Origin of the sequence: Bifidobacterium sp. AGR2158, from assembly GCF_000424225.1 — a bacterium.
Classification (GTDB): Bacteria; Actinomycetota; Actinomycetes; order Actinomycetales; family Bifidobacteriaceae; genus Bifidobacterium; species Bifidobacterium anseris.
Genome location: NZ_AUJM01000012.1, coordinates 272,300 through 290,589, shown reverse-complemented (window position 1 = coordinate 290,589; position 18,290 = coordinate 272,300). Strand labels below are relative to the sequence as shown.

Genomic DNA, 18,290 nt, shown 5'->3' with positions numbered 1-18,290 from the left:
TGCGTAATTGTGCGAATTGTGGAGCGTCCTGCGGCTCCCGTCCGATCAAGGCGCCGCATCACTCGTGATTTGGTGCGAAAAACCGAGTTGTGCGGGCGGGGACACCTCGGGGCATTGCAGGTTGGCGCGTTCGACGAGGCGCGCCATCTGGATGCGGCCCATGCACAGTCGGTCGCTTGCCGTCGACAGATGTGCCTTCGCCGTCGGATTCTCAAACTGCTCTCGGATTGTTGTCACAAGGCCGCTTCCGGGCAAAACGAAATGGCTGATTCCGTTGGGAATCAGCCATTTCTTGCTGGTGCGAGCGGCGGGACTTGAACCCGCACGAGCATGAGCTCACTGCCACCTGAAGACAGCGCGTCTACCATTCCGCCACGCTCGCAGACAAATAGCTAATCTACACCATGTGGAACATGCGTGCAACTCGGCGTGTTGCGTTGATTAGCCCTCGGTCAACGTGTCAAAACGGCCGTTGAGCCGGGCGAGCGTCGTCTGCCCCAGTTGCGTTTCGAGCGCGTGCTGTGCGGCATCGAGCTCGCCGTCGAGCAGCGTGTGGATGTTGCGGCCGACCGGGCACTGCGGATTGGGATTGTCGTGGAATCCGAACAGCTGGCGGTCGGGGCCCTCGATCGCCTGGTAGACGTCCAGTAACGTGATTGACGTCAACGGCCGTGCGATGTGCGCGCCGCCGACGCCGGCGTCCACGGTGACGAGGCCGGCGTCCTTGAGCTTGCCGATGACCTCATGCTGAACGCCGACGGCAAGAGCGAGATCAGCTATGCCGATTACGCGATCGGCATCGTCGACGAAATCGTCACCGACCACCCGCACATCCGCGAGCGCATCTCCCTCGTGAGCAAGTAACGAACAAGTGGGCGGCGCTGCCTGGTTCTCCTCCATGCGTCCATATGCGCCGCCGCGCGCTGCTATCCGCGCGAACCGTTCGCGTAGAAGCGAGCGAGTGCCTTGTCGCGGAACTCGTCGAAGTAGCCGCCGTCGATCGACGCACGGATATCGTCGAGCAGATGCACGAAGAAGTACTCGTTGTGGATCGTCGCGAGCGTGAACCCATTCATTTCGTGCGAACGCAGCAGATGGTCGACGTAGGCGCGCGAATAATGCGTGCACGTGTAGCAGCCGCAGCCTTCCTCGAGTGGACCGAAATCATGCTTGTACTGCGCGCGTTTGATGTTGTAGCGGCCGTCGCGTGTGAAGATCGCGCCGTTTCTGCCGCAGCGCGCCGGCGCGACGCAATCGAAGGTGTCGCCGCCGTTTTCGACGCAGGCGAAGATGTCGTCCACCGCGGCGATGCCGAGCACGTGACGCGGGCGGCTTTGCGGCATCTCATCGCAGATCCACGCGCAGATGTCGCCGATGATGCGCTTCTCCATCGCGCCGCCGATGCCGACGCCGTCGAAGTCGAGCGAGGCGATCTGCTGCGCCGCATGCCTGCGCAGATCCTCGTAGTTCGCGCCCTGCACGACGCCGTAGAGCGCCTGATACGGCTTGCCGACGCGCTGCGCCGTCAGCCGTTCGTGCTCGGCGACGCATCGCTGCGCCCAGCGGTAGGTGCGTTCGACCGAGTTCTCCTGATAGCGGCGCGTGTTCATCAGCGTTGTCAGCTCGTCGAACGCGAACATGATGTCCGCGCCGATCTTGTGCTGGATGTTCATCGATATCTCCGCCGAGAAACGATGCAACGAACCATTGAGCGGCGATTTGAAGGTGACGCCGTCCTCGTCGACGAAGGCCATGCGTTCCTTGCCGGCTGCAATCACGTCGTCCGATTTCATGCCTTTCACGTCCATCGCGAGCGTCTTCTTGAAGCCCGCGCCGAGCGAAAGCACCTGGAAACCGCCCGAATCGGTGAAGGTGGGGCCGTTCCAGTTCATGAACTTCGCCAAGCCGCCCGCTTCGTCGAGCACGTCCTCGCCGGGGCGTTCGTACAGATGGAACGCGTTCGACAGCAGGCACTGCGCGCCGAGTTCGACCATCGATTCGGGCAGCACGGCCTTCATCGCGCCCTGTGTGGCGACCGGCACGAAGGCGGGCGTCCTGATGTCGCCGTGCGGCGTGTGCAGGATGCCGGTGCGCCCGTAGCGTGCGCCCCCTTTGCCTTTGCCGTCCGCGGCGTCGGGCAGCCGTGTGATCTGTTCGAAATGGAAGGCGCTGCGATCGCCGGGTTCGCCCGGTTCGGCGCCGCGCGGATGTTCGACAAGCTGCGGTGCCGGCGCGCTCGTAATCGTACTGTCTGCTGGAATGCTCGTGCTGGTCATGTGCGCAATTCTAAGGCCTGCGGTTGTCCGTCCGGGCCGATGTACGCTTGCCGCTGTTTCGTTCTGGGCGATGCCGCTATCCGCACTCCTTACGCACTCATCCGCTCATCGTCGAGCTGGGTGAGGCGGCGCAGACAACGCTGGACGGTTCCCGCTCGCAGCAGACTATCGAGGAGGCCTGCGCAGAAACGCTCCTGCCGCACCCCATAGAAGATCATCAGGAACACGGTGCGCGCGTCGCAATCCGCCGGATCCACACAATCAAGCGGTGCACTGAGGAAGCTCGCTTCCAGAAAACCCAGATAGTCGGCCGCGCCCAGCTCGGGATGCTCGTCGGCGAATTGCGCCACGGCATCCATGAAACGGTCGACGTCATCGTTGTAGGAGAACCAGAACATGTCGACGAACGTGCCGAAATCATCCGTCCGCTCAAGCGTCGGCAGATACTGCGTGATCGCGGCATACGAGACATTGTCGATTGCGCCGGCGTCGTCCACGGTGCGTTCTGCCGGCCGCTTTGTCGGATTCGTCAGCGTAGACGCCTCCTTCTCAGCTTCGCGATGGGCGTCCCGATACCACCACGGATGTTTTGTCGCGATATCGGCGAGGCCGTCCTTCGCACAACGGAACAACGCGCGCGCCTTCGCTCTGTCGATTGCGCAGCCGATGCCGTGCTTGTAGCAGCGCGCGAGCCGCAGCGCAGCAGCCGCCTTCGCATAGCGGACCTGCCCGTCCTCGCCGCCGCGCGCATACGCCTCCTCATACAACGCGAACGCGCGCCGCACGTCGCGTTTGCACGTCTGCCCTTCCAATCGCAGATCGCCGAGGAACGCGAGCGCCTCCGCGTCGCCGAGCGCGGCCGCGCGTTCAAAGCAGATGCGTGCACGCTCGGGAATCGGCGGCTGCTCGACGATTGGCGGCCGCCCTTTGATGTGCGCCGTGTAGCAGCTGTCGAAATAGTCGCCGTGATTGGGATCGTCATGGTAGATGCGGCCGACCGCAAGCCATGCGCGCGCGTTGCCGCGGCCGGCCGCGTGACGGAACAGGATTTCGGCGAGCTTCAGGCAGTCATGATGCTGTTTGCGTTCCCAGTCGCTGAGCGATTCGGTCGTGCCGAACCTATCCGCGTGCACGCGCATCGCTTCCTCGAGATAGAACATCGCGTGTCCCCATGCCTCGACGCCGTCAGGGTCGTAACGGGACGCTCGTTTGCAGTAGTCGCCGTCGTCATAGGTGGAGGAGTAGAACGGCGTGCCGGGAAGGTCGCGGTACTCCCGCACCCACTGTTCGTACGGCATGAGTGTCGTGTCCATCACGGTCCGGTAGCAGATCGGTACGGGTTCGATGGAGACGACGTCGTCAGGCCCGTCGTTCTGCGGATAGAAACCGGTGAGCCTGCGCTCGCAGACGTAGGGTGTGCCGGAGCGGTCTTTCGCGAACGAGGGGAGCGTGAGTTGTACGGTCGGCAGCACGGGGCCGATCACGAGATCGGTGAAGCTGTAATAGAGGTCGTCATATCGCAGGATTGGCATATGCGGGCGGACACGGCCGGAACCGATGTTCGGCATGCGGTCGTGTCGTAGGTAATACGGGCAGTTGAGGTCGTCGTTGCGCTCCATGGCAGCATCCTATCAATGCGCGCCGTGGAAGGGGTGTCCCGCCGCCGTTTTCCCTCCCAAGGAACTTGCCATCAAACATGGTTTCGACTCTCAACAAACATTCAGGAAACGTTAAGTAGTCGTGTTTTAACTATGTGGATAGAGATTCCTCTACCGGTGACGAACAGTGCCGCGCGCGCCGCGCCGACGCACTACGATGACCGGTGACGAACACAGACAGACAGTGCATCGAGTGACGAACGGAGAGAACAGATGAGTGACGAGAACCGTTACCCGTGGGAGACCGACGACTCCCATCCGGCGCAGCCCCAGCCGCAGGAACCGCAGACCATGTCCGCACAGCAGACGCCGTCCGACGAATCGGACGCGAACGAGACCGCCAATGCGAACACCGCGAACGCGCAGCAGCCGGCTGCCGACCAGACGCCGACGCAGTCGCAGCAACCGGTGGCGCAGGGATACCGTCCGGCGCCGATGTACGGCGCGTATGCGCCGGCGACGCCGAACCAGCCGCAGCAGCCCAATCATCCGCAGAGGCAGCCGACGTCACCGTTCGCGCTGCCGTATCAGGACCAGAATGCGCCCGGTGCGCAGCAGCAGCAGCAGATGGGCCGTTCGCCGTACGTCCCCTTCGGCGCTGCGAACAACGGCAGCAACAACGCCGCGAACAACGGCAATCCGGGCAATCCAGGCACCCCGACGCCGCCGAGCTCGCCTTTCGGCGGCAACGATCCGCACAATCCCTACGCTGACATCGACCGTGAGGAGACGAAGTCGCACGGCGTGCTCATCGGCGTTGTCGCGGCCGTCGTCACCGCGATCCTGTGCCTTGGCGTCGGCTGGACGGCGCTCACCTACGGCTGGGTGAAGGTGCCGACGTCGTCGTCGATGTCGTCGGTCTCCTCGTCGAACCAGGGCAGCTCCGAAGGCAGCGCCGTCGTCGAAGGCGGCGAGTCGCCGAACTGGACGGCCGTTTCGTCGAAGGTCTCGAACGCCGTCGTCTCGATCTCGACGACCGTAGAAGACGGTACGGCGAAGGGCTCTGGCGCGATCATCGACAAGCAGGGCCACATCGTCACGAACAACCACGTCGTCTCCGGCGCGAAAAACATCGTCGTGACGCTGAGCAACGGCGACCTGTACGAGGCCGACATCGTCGGCACCGATTCGACGACCGATCTGGCCGTCATCCAGCTCAAGAACCCGCCGTCTGACCTGACGACGGTCGAGTTCGCCGATTCCTCGAAGGTCGCCGTCGGCGAGCCGATCATGGCGATCGGCAACCCGCTCGGCTACGACGACACGGCGACGACCGGCATCGTCTCCGCGCTCAACCGACCGGTTTCGGTGATGGATGAGGACAACCAGACGATCGTGACGAACGCGATCCAAATCGATGCGGCCGTCAACCCGGGCAACTCGGGCGGCCCGACCTTCAACGCGGCCGGCCAGGTCATCGGCATCAACTCGTCGATTGCGTCGACGGCGAGCAGCGAGGAGAACGTAGGCTCGATCGGCATCGGCTTCGCGATCCCGTCGAACCTCGTCAAACGCGTCGCGAACGAAATCATCAAGAACGGCAAGGTCGAGCACGTCGCGCTCGGCGTGACGATCAAGAACACGACGGTGACGGCGGACGGCGTGACGCGCGCCGGCACCGAAGTGCAGTCGCTCGTCGCCGGCGGCCCCGCCGAGAAGGCCGGCATCGTCAAGGGTGACGTCATCGTCGCCTACGACGGCCTCGCCGTGACGAACAACTACTCGCTGCTCGGCTTCGTGCGTGCGGCGGCGATGGGGTCAACGGCCAAGCTGACCGTCGTGCGCGACGGCAAGGTCATGGACGTCAACGTCACGCTCGACAAGGCCGAGGCGGACGTCAACGGTTCGTCGAAGAGCGAGAGCAACCAGCAGCAGGAGGAACAGCAGCGCCGCCAGCAGCAGGAGCAGCAGGAGCAGCGCAACGACCGCGGCAACGGAGGCGTTTTCGACCCCTTCGGGCTGTGGTAAATCCTTTCGGCCGCGCGCTGAGCCGACTGAAGCGGTTCAGTCAACGGTGAGCGGCCGGCATGCCTTGCACACGTCGGACAGCGTGATTCGCGCTGTCCGACGTTTTTTGTTACAGTGAACGAGTTCGCATCGCGGCGCATTTGTGTCCGCGAGCCAATAATTGAAGATGAATCTAGCAATCTTTTTACGCCGTGTGTCGTAAGCGCGCCAAGCCGGGCGCCGTGTTCGATGGGCTAACAAGGCGTGAAGCTGACATTCCCGAACCCGCCGGTGGCGTCGATGCGCGCGCCGCATTCCGCCATGCGTGGGGAAGGGAAGACGATACCGACCGTAAGGAGATGCGATGAGGAAAATCATCGATCTTTGTAAGGAAGTCCCGCTGCTTCCACTCACGATCCTCGCGGCGATTCCGCTTGCGCTCATCCCGCAGTGGCGTCCCTGGGGCCACATCCATTCCGCGTTCGACCCCGGCGTCGGTGAATGGATCATCATCCTGTTCGTCGTCTGGACGATCTACACGAGTATCCGCGAGATGATCGACAGCATCAGGCACGGCCATGTGGGCGTCGACCTGCTTGCAATCGTCGCGCTCATCTCCACCGTCTGCGTGCAGCAGTACTGGGCGTCGTGGGCCGTCGTGCTCATGGTCGCCTCGGGCGAGGCGATCGAATCGTATGCCGAGAACAAGGCGAAGGGCAATCTCACAGCCCTGATCAAGGCTGCGCCGCAGCAGGCGCACGTCGTCACGCTGCCGGGAACCGATGGCGCCGAGGCGGACATGACCGACGAAGGCTTCCGCAAGGTGCAGCAGGCCGTCGAGGCCGCGCAGCGCGAAGGCAAGCCGCTCAACGCCGGTAACGGCCACTTCGAGACGGTGCCCGTCAATGATGTCAAGCTCAACTCGGTGCTGCTCGTGCTGCCCGGCGAGATCGTGCCGGTCGATGGCTTGCTGCTCAGCGGCACCGCCTCCGTCGATCTGAGCAACATCAACGGCGAGCCGGTGCCGCGCACGATCTTCGCCGGCGCGAAGGTGCTCTCCGGCTCCATCAACGGTTCGACGACGATGATGATTCGCACGACGTCGCTCGCCGCCGACTCCCAGTATCAGCAGATCCTCAAGCTCGTCTCCGCCGCCGAGGAGTCGCGCGCCGCCGTCGTGCGCACGGCGGATATGCTCGCCGTGCCGTTCACCATCATCTCCTTCGCGATCGCGATCGTCGCATGGATCGTCTCCGGCACCGGATTGCGTTTTGCGCAGGTGCTCGTGCTCGCGACGCCATGCCCGCTGCTCATCGCCGCGCCGGTCGCCTACGTCGCCGGCACCGCACGCCTGGCCAAGCAGAAGATCCTCGTCAAATCGCAGGACGTGCTCGAAAACCTCGGTCGCGTCACGCACGTTTTCTTCGACAAGACCGGAACGCTCACCGTCAAGCAGCCGCAGGTCGTGCGTGTCGAAAAGGCGAAGGGCGTGCCGGCCGACGTGTCCGAAGACGAGATCCTGATGATGGCGGGCGTCGTCGAAGGCTTCTCCGTGCACGTACTCGCCAAAGGCATCGTCGAAGCGGGCCGCGCCGCGATGGAACGACTCGGACGACTGCCGAGCTCGAGCGGCAAGACGGCCGCTGATAGCAACGTTGACGCCTCGCACCGCGCATTGCCGAACCCGAGCGACAACTATCCGGTCGTCGGCAACGTCTCCGAAATCCCCGGCAAAGGGGTGCGCGGCACCGTCGACGGCCGCAAGGTCGAAGTCGGCCGTTACGCCTTCGTGACCGAACAGGACATCGTCAGCCAGGAAGTGCACAACGCCGCCGAAGAGGAACGCAACGAGAAGGCGATGGAAGCGGCCGACCGTGAAGCTGCCAAGCTGTGGCCCGACACGCTCGAGCCGGACGAAATGGCCACCTACATCGCCATCGACGGCTATCTCGCGGCCCGCATCGTGCTGCGCGACATCCCCCGCTACAACGCGAAGCAGTCGATTCAGGAACTGCGCAAACTCGGCGTCAAGGAGGAGACGATGCTCACCGGCGACAAGAAGTCGTCGGCGATGATCATCGCGAATGAAGTCGGCATCACCGACGTGCGCTACGAATTGCTGCCGCAGGACAAGGTCAATGCGGTGCGCGAAGCCTCGGAACAGGAGAAGAGCGGCACCGAAACGTGGTGGGAGCGCGCGACCGCGAAACTGCTCGGCGAGCCGATCCACCGCGACGTGACGATGATGGTCGGCGACGGCGTCAACGATTCGCCGGTGCTCGCCGTCGCCGACATCGGCATGGCGATGACCGACGGCACGTCAACGGCCGCCTCCGAATCGGCTGAAGTCGTCATCATGAACGACGATATCGGCGCCGTGCCGAAGGGCGTGCGCATCGCGCGGCAGACGAAGCAGCGCATGCTGCAGGCGGTGCTCGTCGGCATCGCGCTCGCGATCGTCGGCATGGTGTGCGCCGCGTTCAACCTGATCCCCGTCGTCGCCGGCGCGTTCCTGCAGGAGGCGATCGACGTCGTCTCGATCGTGTGGGCGCTGACGGCGCTGTTCGACCGCAAGTAGCAGAGGCGACGCCGCACATGCGCGGAGCCGTCTCGGTGGACGTCATCGTTCACCGAGACGGCTCCTTTTGTATATATCGACGATGTATCTGCATCGACTTTGTATATCTGTTTACGATTCGCCGTGCAGATCGGCGATGACGTCGTCGACGGCGGTCGCCAATTCACTCAGCAGATCGTTGCGGCCGCACGCGTTCGACAGAATCGTGAGCACATAACCCTGCGGATGCGTCTGCAGATCGTGCGCGCCGGCCGGTAGCACGATGCCGGCGTCGTTGAGCGCGTACAGATTGCCTTCGCCGTAGATCCAGCCGGCCTTCGTATACACTTCCTCCCGCTCGGCATGCGCCATCTGAATCGACGAATTGAGCGAGCCGCACATCTGCTGCGCGAGCCATGCGCGCGCGTTCTTCGACGCCGCCGGCGTGCCGTCTGCCTTCGTCGGCGGCGTATCCGAGAACAGATACTGGTAGGCGAGCACCCACACCCTTGCCAGATCGCTCGCCGTCAGGGAATCGTAATAGCCGTTGAGCGGCGCGTCGAAGGTGTAACCGGTCGTCCACGTCGTGAACGGCTGCGCGCCGTAGCGTTGATACAACGATTCGTAGGCGTCGTTGTCGGAGACGGTGAGCGTCGCCGTGATCAGATGGTTGAGATAGGCGGCGTCCGGGTCGACACTCGTCGAGACGGCGTCGAGGTCGAGCACGCCCGTCTGCGCGAGCGACAGGATGTACGGGGCTTTGATCGCCGACGCCGAATAGCGCGGCACGTTCGCGAAGGACGTGATGACGGCGCCTGTGCGCATGTCGACGACGGCGAAGGAGACTTCGAAACCCTGTTCATGATAGGCGCTGACGGCGTGCTGCAGCTGCGCGGATTCGGCGTCGCTGAGCGTGACGCCGGCAGCTGATACGGCGGCCGCACCGTCGGTCGCGCGCAGATTCGCGAACGCGGTGGCGACGACGCTGCTGAGATTCGGCGTGACGATCGTTTTTTCGATGCCGACGGCGGGCGTCTCCTCGGAGGCGGCAGACGGCGTCGGCATCGTCTGCGTGGCCGAGGCCGTGGGATGGGCGGCGTTCGCGAGCCCGTCGCCGAAGATGCCGACGGCGCCGGCGCCGAGCATGCCGGATACAGCGACGATCGTCGACGCGATTGCGATGCCCTTCCATTTGGCGATCGATTTGCGATGAGCGGCGATGGTGACGTCAAGCTGGGCGTCGGTCAGCGGCACGTCACGCCATTTGGGAATCGTGCCGCGTTTCGTCTTCTTCTGCATCCCAGCGCACCCGTTTCTCACGTATGCCCACGCTTGTTCCAAGGAAAACTATAGGGTGACCCTTCGGCATCGGCGGCACGACGTCGAGACGACGAAGGCGGACGGTTCGTCGCCGTCCGCCTTCATCTGTGCGCGCGTTGTATTCGCGTTACATCCGTTGTCACTCGCCGTGGGCGAGACGACGGAACTCGTCGGGATCGATGACCTTCTTGTGTTCGCGGCCTTCCCTCGCGCCCTCGGCACGTTCGAACGCGTCGACGCGCTTCCAGCCGGCGAAATCGATCGGGTTGACGCCGCGTTCGGCGAGCAGACGGTCGATCGATTCGGGATCGCGGTCCGGCGCCAGACGCGCGTTCTCCTTGTTCTTCGCGAGATCTTCGAGCATCGCCGTGACGATCATCAGTGCATCCGACTTCGTCGAACCGATCAGGCCGACCGGACCGCGCTTCGCCCATCCGGTCGCGTACAGGCGCTCGCGCACTTCGCCATCGACGGCGTCGACGGTGATGCGGCCGTCTCCGTTCGCGTTCGCCAGATGCGCGCCTTTCTCGTCATAGGCGATGCCTGGCACCGACTCCGGCTTGTAGCCGATCGCATGGTAGACGGCCTGCACCGGATAATCGGTGAACTCGCCGGTGCGCGTCATCGTGCCATCCGCCGACGTCTCGGTGCGCTCGACGCGGATGCCGCACACCTTGCCGTCCTCGCCGAGAATCTCGGTCGGCGCGGAGTTGAAGTGGATGTAGTACTTACGGTCGGCCGGATTGCCTTCAAAATCGACGTCGCCGTCGTCCTCCATGTCCTCGGCCATCTCACGGATCGCGAACAGCTCCTCGACCATCTGACGGGTCAGCTTGTCCTTGCCGGCCTCCTCGATCGTGTCATCGTCGAGTTCGAAATCGTCCTCGTCGATGATCAGCTGGACGCCAGGCAGCTTCTCCATCTCACGCAGCTCCTGAACGGAGAACTTCGCCTGCGCGACGCCACGGCGGATGAACAGGTGCAGCGTCTTCGCCTGATTGCGCAGAATGCCCTCGTACACGTTGTCGGGAATGTCGGTGCGCGCGCGCAGATCGTCGGCGTTGCGCATCAGCTCGCGCGCGACGTCCATCGCCACGTTGCCGCCGCCGATGACGGCGACCTCCTCGGCCTGCAGCGGCCATTCGCGCACGCCGGTCGGATAGCCGTCATACCATTCGACGAACTTCGCCGCGCCATAGACGCCGTCATAGTCGGCGCCCGGCAGATTCAGCGGCTTGTCCTTGATCGCGCCGGTCGCGAAGAGCACGGCGTCGTAACGCTCAAGCAGATCGTCGATCGTCACATCCTTGCCGAACTCCACATCGCAGTACAGATGGATGTTCGGATTGTCGAGCGTCTTCTCAAGCGCGGACGCGATGAACTTAATCGACGGATGGTCGGGGGCGACGCCATAGCGCACGAGGCCGAACGGCACCGGCAGCTTCTCGAACAGGTCGATGCGCGCGTTCGTGCCGAGGCCCAGCTCATCGCCGAGCTTGGCAAGCTGACGCAGGAAGATATCGGAGGAATACACACCGGCCGGGCCGGCGCCGATGACGGCAATACGAAGTTCAGAATCATTAGTCACGGCATACTAGCGTAGCCGATAAGCATGAACGGGGGAAGAGGCGCATATGGGACGTGTGGGGGAAGCGCGCGCCCTCGTCGCTACACTGTTGCCTATGAACGGGAAACTGCGGATGCACAACCATTACAACGGTTTGAAGACGGCGATACTGTTCGCCATCATGTGGGCGATCATCATGATCATCTGGTGGGCGACGGGCGCATATGTGGACACGCTCGTCTACTACGTCGCGATCGGCCTGGGCATGTCCTTCGTCTCCTACTGGTTCTCCGACAAGCTCGCGATCGCGTCGATGCACGCGCAGCCGGTCAGTGAACAGGAGGCGCCGCAGCTGTACGCGATCGTACGCGAACTGTCGCAGCGCGCGGGCAAGCCGATGCCTCGCATCTACATCGCGCCAACGGAGACGCCGAACGCGTTCGCGACCGGACGCAACGAACGGCACGCGGCCGTCTGCTGCACGCAAGGCATCATGCGCATCCTCGACTATCGGGAGATGCGCGGCGTGCTCGGCCACGAGCTCATGCACGTCTACAATCGCGACATCCGCACGTCGGCAATCGCCGGCGCAATGGCCACCGTCATCACCTACCTCGGCTACTCGCTGATGTACTTCGGCAATTCCACGCGCAACGACCGCGACTCCGACAACGGCGCCGGCGCGCTCGGCGCGTTCGGCGCACTGCTCAGCATGATCCTCGCGCCGATCGCGGCGTCGCTGATCCAGATGGCGATCTCACGCACACGCGAATACGACGCCGACGAGGACGGCAGCGTGCTGACCGGAGATCCGAATGCGCTCGCGAGCGCGCTGTACAAAATCCAATACGGCATCGCGCAGAACCCGATGCCGGCGACGGCGACCGACCAGTCGACGGCAGCGATGATGATCGAGTCGCCGTTCTCGGCGAAGGGTTTCTCGCGGCTGTTCTCGACGCATCCGCCGACCGAGGATCGCATCGCCCGCCTGCAGCAGATGGCGGTCGACATGGGCGCTCCGGGCATCGTCGACGGCGACCGCCTCGCGCAGGTCGCGCGCAACGGTCGGGCGTGAGTGGCTGGCGACTGTGGTAAGGTAGCTGATGCGGCTGTGTACGACGGCTGCATGCGGATGTAGTTCATCGGTAGAACGAAAGCTTCCCAAGCTTTAAAGGCGGGTTCGACTCCCGTCATCCGCTCTCTGAAATCGTTGGAAAATAGCCGTTTCTGAGGTCGACGGGATACAAATCCACTCTATTCTGCGCTCTACTGGCGGGCGGATGTGAGCCAACAATGAGCCGGCGCCGACCGCCTCGTTTGTGAACGTCGAAGGGGAGCTGTGCACCGATTGCGTTTGCAGACGATGTCTGTTGCGAACGCTTCGGATGCAAACCCCGCCCGTTACGTTCGCAGACGGTACCCGTTGCGATTGTTACGGGTGCGGATGGCGCGCATGGCGTTCGCAAAGGGCGGCGCAGGCGATCGTCAGGGGTGAGCTATGCGGCGGAAACGTTCGCGGTGGCAATATGACTTGTGCGGTGACGCTGTCAGGGGACGACGGCTCCGGCAGGGTCGTTAGGATGTACGGTGAAGGCATGTGCGCGCATTATCTGGGATTGTCGGATGAGGAAGTCGATCGGCTGGTCGGGCAGTTGAGCGGGGAGCGACCGGAGAGACCCGAGTCGAGTCCCGCGGAAGCCACGGCGCCGCAGTACGAACAGCGCGAGCTCGACTATCCGCAGTCGGAGCGGCAGTCGTCGGGGAGCCCGCGCGAGGAGCGGGGACGCCGATGGATCGACGTGTATCCGAAGACGGTGTCGCCGGTGATTGTGCCGACCTTCGACACGGCGGTCGGCGTCGACGAACTGACTCCCGGCACGCTCGAACGCGCGGATCTGGCATGGGGATACAGCACGCAGTGGAATCCGCAGCCGATCTTCAACACGCGCATCGAAAGCGCGGACAAGCCGATCTGGCGGGCATCGATGGAACACGACCGCTGCATCATCGCCTGCCGTCGTTTCTACGAATCAAGCGGCACGGAGACGCGCGTCAGCGAGCGCACCGGACGCGTCATCAAACAGCAGTATGTGTTTGCGATTCCCGATATGCCGATCATGTTCATCGGCGGCATACGACGTGGCGACGAATATTCGATGATCACGACGCGCGCGAACGCGGTGATGGCGCCGGTGCATCCGCGGATGCCGCTCATTTTGCATCCGACCGAGCTGACGACGTGGCTCGGGCCACGGTACATGCGTCTCGCCGACCGTTCCGCTGTGCCGCTCGCCGCGCATAAAGTGGGGTAGCGGACGCTCCGGCGCCGGCACTCGCCGGGTGAGCGCCGTGCGGTCAGGGAGTCCGTTATGCTGTTAGGCGTTTCATGTGAAACATTCACGGTCGATAACGGCGCAGACATGGTGCACAGGCGAGGTGGGCAGATGGCGAACACAATAGTCAATTCATCGAACGGACCGGCGACGGACGGCGAAGGACAGGGCCACGGTCTCGGTCTGTTCGCACTCGCCGCCGGCGCGTTCGTGTTCGGCGCGGCCGAGTTCGTCATGATGGGCATCCTGCCGCAGGTCGCGCAGGCGCTGCGGGTGAGCATCCCCCTCGCCGGCAACTTCATCTCGGCGTACGCAATCGGCGTGTGCGTCGGCACGTTGCTGCTGATCTTCGGACGCAGGATCCCGCCGCGCTCGCTCATCATCCTGTTCATGGTCATCGCATTCGCCGGCAACGCGTTGAGCGCGGTCGCCGTCAACGCGCCGATGATGATCGTCGCGCGCTTCATCGCCGGCTTCCCGCATGGCGCCTTCTTCGGCACCGCGACGCTTATCGCGAAGCTGCTTGCGCGGCGCGGGAAGGAGGCGCAGGCTGTGGCCTCGATGGTCACCGGACAGACGGTGGCGAATATGCTCGGCGTGCCGGCGGGAACATTGCTCGCCGAACATCTGTCCTGGCATCTCGCGTTCGCGGCGCTCGCCGTCTGCGCCGTCGTCACCGGCGTCCTCGTGCGCGTATGGGTGCCGTTCATCGCGCCTGCAGCCGATGCGGGTCTGGCCGGGCAGTTCGCATTCCTGCGCAAGCCCGGACCTTGGATGGTGCTCGTCGCCGTCTTCGTCGGCAATGTGGGCATCTTCTGCTGGTGGAGCTACGTGAGCCCGTGGCTGCAGCGTGTGGGCGGCTGGCCGAACGCGATGGTCTCCGCGTTGATGATGCTCGCCGGTTTCGGCATGGTCGTCGGCGGCTTGATCGGCGGTCGCATCTGCGACCATTGGAATCCGGGTGCCACGTCGGCGCTTGGTCAGTTCGTCGCCTGTATGGGTCTGCTTGCCGTCTTCCTGATTCCTGGCTCGCATGTGAGCACGGCCGTGCTCACCTTTGTGATTTCCTTCGGCCTGTTCTTCGTTTCGGCGCCGCAGCAGCTCATCATGGCCGAATGCGGCGGCCTGATTGGCGGTGCCGCCGTGCAGATCGCATTCAACTTCGGCAATGCCGTCGGCTCGATGGTCGGAGGTGCCGTGCTCGACGCGTCGCATATGAACTACCACTATCCGGCGTTGAGCGGCGTCCCCTTCGCCGCGCTCGCCGTCGTGCTGCTCGTATGCTACAGCCGCATGTGTCGGGCAGGCTCGGGGACGGTCTCGCGTTGGATAGGTGAACGCCTCCGACTCGGACACCACGGCCGCGATTGTCCGTGACAAGCCGAACAGCTGCGGCAAGACCGTCATGACTCCCAACGGCGCCTCGTTGATCGCTGAGACCGTGGCGCCGGTCTGACGCCTGACGCCTCAGAACAGGTCGTCGTGTGATCCCGTGCGGGTCAGCACCAACTGGAGTTCATGGCGCTCGATGCGATAGATGAGCAGCCAATCACCTTCGATGTGTAGTTCGCGGTATCCCCGCCAGTTGCCGGACAGCGGGTGATCACGGTACTTGGTGCTAGCAACGGCTTGTCCTGGGCCATGAGCGCCTCAACGGCGCCCTGCAGTTTCTTTGGGTCATAGTGCTTCTTCAAAAGAGATTTGAAATCCCTTTTGAACTGTGTAGTGCGGAATACAGTGCTAAGCATGCATCAAATCTTTCATCAGATCTTCGGAACTGGTGAAAGACCTTCCTTCGTGCGCGTCCGCCTGTCGGCGCGCTGCGATGCTCTCCGCGGGTTCTCGGGTGATTTTGAATGGCATGCCGTTGTCGCGGATGGACTGGCGGAGGAACACATTAATCGCCGTGGAAAGATCCATGCCCATTGATTCGTACAGTGCTTTGGCTTCCTCCTTGACCTTCCGGTCGGTGCGGAAACTCACGGTTGTCGTATCGCTCATCGTCAATCCCCTTGCGTTGTTGATTCGTTATGTGGTAGCAAGCACTGCTATTGTATAACTATCGTTAATACGTTGTCTATGCGATAGCGGGTGTTGGTTACAGTTTACCGGCGAGCGTGCACATCTCGCGTTCGTTGGGCGCCATGCCCATAGGTATGCGCTACCGGTAGCGACTCCCTATGGGCGGACTACCATATGCCGCACGGATGAGGAACATCGAGACAGGTGGTCGATGATGCGCAGACTGTGGTGTCGGAGTGCAGCGGCGTTGGCTGCGATCGGATAGGACGTTCCTCGTATGGACGATGTGCGGCGGCGGCCGCGTTTCATCTGTTACGATGCCGGTACGGGTCCGGGCGCATGCGCCTTGATGGCCCATGCAATCGACATGACGAACACAAGGAAGTGATGTGCGATGCCGGATCAATCTTGGTTGGACCGATATGAGACCATTCGTCGTCAACTGGATGCTACCGTCGATTTCGCGCGGTATTTCACCGAACCCGCCATCGGTGAGGTGACGGTGGATGTGCTGCCGCTGGGGGATCTGCATCTGCCCACGGGGCAGATCGTCGCCTGCGATCCGATGACGGAATTGGAGGATGCGAAGCCGTATATCCAGACCGTGCCGCCCGGCGTCTATCCGGTGCAGACGTGCATCATCCCCAGTGAGGAGCATGGTGATCGCTACGCCTGCGTGCATGTGCGCATCAGTGATGCCAAGCCGCTTCGTTACGAATGCGGCATGACAGGCACCGAGAAGATCGATGAGCCGATCGAATCCGGCGATTTCTATGGATTCGGCGTCGACGCCGGCGTCGGTTGCGTGACCGATGCCCGTACTCGCGACGAGGCGGTTGCGTACACCCGGCAACTCGTGGACGCCGGCGATCTGGAGGAGTGGGAGACGCCGTTCGAGGAGGCGCTCGCCGAGAACGCGAAGACGCACCCGAAGTACCAGACCGAATACGGCGACTGGGTGAACTGGACGGTTCCTGACACCGACGACAACGTCATCGTGACGACGAGCGGTTGGGGCGATGGCTACTATGCGACCTATTTCGCCTATGCCGAGGATGGAACCATCTGCGGCCTCTATGTGCCGTACATCCTCATCGAAGAGGAAGAGCAGCTCGGAGAGGATGAGGCGTAAGGCCCGCGCGCTGTGCCGCCGCGAGATGGCATGACCTGATGCCGTCTCGCGGCGGCGGTCGTCACTCGGCCTCGATTGCGCGCATCTCCATCAGCAGCAGCGAACGTTTCATCTCCACACCGTAGGCGTAGCCGACGAGGTTGCCGTTGGCGCCGATGACGCGGTGGCACGGCACGATGAACGGAATCGGGTTGCGGTTGTTCGCTGATCCCACCGCGCGTACCGCCTTCGGGCGTCCCACGGCTTGTGCGATCTGCGCGTAGGTGCGCGTCTGTCCGTACGGGATCTGCTGCAGCGCGTGCCACACGGCGTGCTGGAACGGTGTGCCGAAAGTGAATGCGACCGGCACGGTGAACTCGCGCAGTGCGCCGGCGAAGTATCGTTCGAGTTCGTCGAAGGCCCTGTCGGTGAGTTCGGTGCGCGCACCGTCGCCGTCGAGTTCGTGGTCGTCCCGGGTGATGATGTGCAGTCCGGTGACCGCGTCGTCCTGCCAATCGATCCTCACGGGGCCATAGGTGCCCATATACGTCGCGAATCCCTGCATGGCGTCCTCCTCCTTGATGCGTATGCTGCCATGATTATAGAAGGCGGCCGGCTGGTGTGCGTCGGCACGACGTGAATGCTCACCGATTCTGCGTAATCAACGACCGCCGGTTCACGCGGAATGGAGCGCCTTGTCGGCTTCGTCGACGATGCGCAGCGTGTTAAGGGTACGCGGATAGCCGATATACGGCAGGCACTGGAGCGTGACCTTGCGCAGGAAACCGGCATCGTTGCCCAGACCGATGTTCGCCTTCGCGTGCGCGGTGAGCTGCGGCTCGACGCCGCCCTGCGCGGACAGGTAGCAGAACGTGATCATCTCGCGCTGGGCGTTCGTCAGGCCGGTGCGCGTGTAATAGTCGCCGAAGCAGTTGTCGGCGAGCCAATAGTTGATCTTGCTGCGTTCGTAGCTTTTGTCCATGCCGGCGCCGAAGAGCTCCACCTGCTTCGCGTTGCCAGTTTCGAGACGATCGTCCATCGTCGTCGTGGTCTGGTCTGGCAGCGGCAGCTGCACGCCGCGCGCCTCGAGCACATCGTTCGTGATGCCGAGGAACGGTCGCACGCGTCCGAGACCGAGATAATCGACGGCCTGATAGACGACCTCCTTCACCTCAACCGGGGAAAGGCCGGCGTCGAGCGCGCGCGTCAGCTGGATGTGGAACTCATCGGTCCCCTGACAGCCGAGCAGCGTCGCGAGAATCGCGAGATAGCGGGTTTCGGCATCGAGCTTCGTATCCGGATCCTGCGCCACCTCCTCATCGGCGAAGTGCAGCAGACGGTCGACGAAATGCGGATCGGTGCGGATGAGCTCGTCGTTCGGATTAGTATCGGAATTGATGGTGGTATGCGTCATGATGACCTGATTTCTTGGAAATCAAAGGGGAATGTGGAATTAAGTAGGGAAAGGCGGCTCACGTTGGAGGTCGCGAGCCGCCTGA

General features: G+C 63.2%; 15 protein-coding genes, 2 tRNA genes and 1 pseudogene. 7 read left to right on the top strand and 11 right to left on the bottom strand.

Annotation, left to right across the window (positions count from 1 at the left end):
• Positions 1-117: 117 nt before the first annotated feature.
• The 5 genes and pseudogenes from G606_RS11395 to G606_RS0103915 all read right to left on the bottom strand — a co-directional run.
• Positions 118-204 (bottom strand): annotated as a pseudogene (locus G606_RS11395) (response regulator transcription factor); the annotation flags it as partial.
• A 92-nt stretch (positions 205-296) separates the two neighbouring features.
• Positions 297-382 (bottom strand) — tRNA-Leu (locus G606_RS0103930).
• A gap of 59 nt (positions 383-441) precedes the next feature.
• Entirely contained in the window at positions 442-825 is a 384-nt protein-coding gene (locus G606_RS10920; protein ID WP_196800000.1) for an Rrf2 family transcriptional regulator, read from the bottom strand.
• A gap of 101 nt (positions 826-926) precedes the next feature.
• Complete coding sequence (tgt, locus tag G606_RS0103920) at positions 927-2,276, bottom strand: tRNA guanosine(34) transglycosylase Tgt (RefSeq protein WP_051198498.1); 1,350 nt, start codon at positions 2,274-2,276, stop codon at positions 927-929.
• A gap of 89 nt (positions 2,277-2,365) precedes the next feature.
• Entirely contained in the window at positions 2,366-3,895 is a 1,530-nt protein-coding gene (locus G606_RS0103915; protein ID WP_026644856.1) for a DUF6508 domain-containing protein, read from the bottom strand.
• A gap of 330 nt (positions 3,896-4,225) precedes the next feature.
• Between G606_RS0103915 and G606_RS09835 the strand changes: the two genes are divergently transcribed.
• Positions 4,226-5,902 carry a S1C family serine protease gene (locus G606_RS09835; protein WP_231371415.1) on the top strand — a complete coding sequence of 559 codons (1,677 nt, stop codon included), beginning with the start codon at positions 4,226-4,228 and terminating at the stop codon, positions 5,900-5,902.
• A 343-nt stretch (positions 5,903-6,245) separates the two neighbouring features.
• Complete coding sequence (locus G606_RS0103905) at positions 6,246-8,459, top strand: heavy metal translocating P-type ATPase (protein WP_026644855.1); 2,214 nt, start codon at positions 6,246-6,248, stop codon at positions 8,457-8,459.
• Positions 8,460-8,570: 111 nt separating this feature from the next.
• Here the strand turns inward: G606_RS0103905 and G606_RS09830 are convergent, their stop codons facing one another.
• A complete protein-coding gene (locus tag G606_RS09830; RefSeq protein WP_051198492.1) occupies positions 8,571-9,737 on the bottom strand; it encodes a serine hydrolase in 1,167 nt (388 codons plus the stop codon).
• Positions 9,738-9,897: 160 nt separating this feature from the next.
• Positions 9,898-11,346, bottom strand: coding sequence for an FAD-dependent oxidoreductase (locus tag G606_RS0103895; RefSeq protein WP_026644854.1), 1,449 nt, complete (start codon positions 11,344-11,346; stop codon positions 9,898-9,900).
• 94 nt (positions 11,347-11,440) lie between these two features.
• Between G606_RS0103895 and htpX the strand changes: the two genes are divergently transcribed.
• From htpX to G606_RS09825, 4 genes are all read left to right on the top strand, one after another.
• A complete protein-coding gene (gene htpX / locus G606_RS0103890) occupies positions 11,441-12,400 on the top strand; it encodes a zinc metalloprotease HtpX (RefSeq protein ID WP_026644853.1) in 960 nt (319 codons plus the stop codon).
• Positions 12,401-12,453: 53 nt separating this feature from the next.
• A tRNA-Gly gene (locus tag G606_RS0103885) sits at positions 12,454-12,524 on the top strand.
• 381 nt (positions 12,525-12,905) lie between these two features.
• Positions 12,906-13,637: an SOS response-associated peptidase family protein gene (locus tag G606_RS0103880; RefSeq protein ID WP_231371402.1), complete on the top strand. Its 732-nt coding sequence runs from the start codon at positions 12,906-12,908 to the stop codon at positions 13,635-13,637.
• A gap of 132 nt (positions 13,638-13,769) precedes the next feature.
• Complete coding sequence (locus G606_RS09825; protein WP_081663993.1) at positions 13,770-15,035, top strand: MFS transporter; 1,266 nt, start codon at positions 13,770-13,772, stop codon at positions 15,033-15,035.
• A gap of 90 nt (positions 15,036-15,125) precedes the next feature.
• On the opposite strand, the gene G606_RS11475 is transcribed toward G606_RS09825, so the two are convergent.
• Positions 15,126-15,218: a type II toxin-antitoxin system YafQ family toxin gene (locus G606_RS11475; protein ID WP_269208412.1), complete on the bottom strand. Its 93-nt coding sequence runs from the start codon at positions 15,216-15,218 to the stop codon at positions 15,126-15,128.
• Between the two features lie 180 nt (positions 15,219-15,398).
• Entirely contained in the window at positions 15,399-15,659 is a 261-nt protein-coding gene (locus G606_RS0103865; protein ID WP_034523582.1) for a type II toxin-antitoxin system RelB/DinJ family antitoxin, read from the bottom strand.
• Between the two features lie 415 nt (positions 15,660-16,074).
• On the opposite strand from G606_RS0103865, the gene G606_RS0103860 reads away from it, so the two are divergent.
• Positions 16,075-16,812, top strand: coding sequence for a DUF4241 domain-containing protein (locus tag G606_RS0103860; protein WP_026644850.1), 738 nt, complete (start codon positions 16,075-16,077; stop codon positions 16,810-16,812).
• 61 nt (positions 16,813-16,873) lie between these two features.
• On the opposite strand, the gene G606_RS0103855 is transcribed toward G606_RS0103860, so the two are convergent.
• Both G606_RS0103855 and G606_RS0103850 read right to left on the bottom strand, forming a co-directional pair.
• Positions 16,874-17,356 (bottom strand): methylated-DNA--[protein]-cysteine S-methyltransferase, encoded by a 483-nt coding sequence (locus G606_RS0103855; protein ID WP_026644849.1) that lies wholly within the window; start codon positions 17,354-17,356, stop codon positions 16,874-16,876.
• A 111-nt stretch (positions 17,357-17,467) separates the two neighbouring features.
• Positions 17,468-18,205 (bottom strand): carboxymuconolactone decarboxylase family protein, encoded by a 738-nt coding sequence (locus G606_RS0103850; protein ID WP_034523580.1) that lies wholly within the window; start codon positions 18,203-18,205, stop codon positions 17,468-17,470.
• Positions 18,206-18,290 lie beyond the last annotated feature (85 nt).

What these genes read in the sequence shown, in the direction of transcription:
- tgt (WP_051198498.1), bottom strand. Translation starts at nt 2,276, where the DNA reads ATGACCAGCACGAGCATTCCAGCAGACAGTACGATTACGAGCGCGCCG.
- G606_RS0103915 (WP_026644856.1), bottom strand. Translation starts at nt 3,895, where the DNA reads ATGGAGCGCAACGACGACCTCAACTGCCCGTATTACCTACGACACGAC.
- G606_RS09835 (WP_231371415.1), top strand. Translation starts at nt 4,226, where the DNA reads ATGTCCGCACAGCAGACGCCGTCCGACGAATCGGACGCGAACGAGACC.
- G606_RS0103905 (WP_026644855.1), top strand. Translation starts at nt 6,246, where the DNA reads ATGAGGAAAATCATCGATCTTTGTAAGGAAGTCCCGCTGCTTCCACTC.
- G606_RS09830 (WP_051198492.1), bottom strand. Translation starts at nt 9,737, where the DNA reads ATGCAGAAGAAGACGAAACGCGGCACGATTCCCAAATGGCGTGACGTG.
- htpX (WP_026644853.1), top strand. Translation starts at nt 11,441, where the DNA reads ATGAACGGGAAACTGCGGATGCACAACCATTACAACGGTTTGAAGACG.
- G606_RS0103880 (WP_231371402.1), top strand. Translation starts at nt 12,906, where the DNA reads ATGTACGGTGAAGGCATGTGCGCGCATTATCTGGGATTGTCGGATGAG.
- G606_RS09825 (WP_081663993.1), top strand. Translation starts at nt 13,770, where the DNA reads ATGGCGAACACAATAGTCAATTCATCGAACGGACCGGCGACGGACGGC.
- G606_RS0103865 (WP_034523582.1), bottom strand. Translation starts at nt 15,659, where the DNA reads ATGAGCGATACGACAACCGTGAGTTTCCGCACCGACCGGAAGGTCAAG.
- G606_RS0103860 (WP_026644850.1), top strand. Translation starts at nt 16,075, where the DNA reads ATGCCGGATCAATCTTGGTTGGACCGATATGAGACCATTCGTCGTCAA.
- G606_RS0103855 (WP_026644849.1), bottom strand. Translation starts at nt 17,356, where the DNA reads ATGCAGGGATTCGCGACGTATATGGGCACCTATGGCCCCGTGAGGATC.
- G606_RS0103850 (WP_034523580.1), bottom strand. Translation starts at nt 18,205, where the DNA reads ATGACGCATACCACCATCAATTCCGATACTAATCCGAACGACGAGCTC.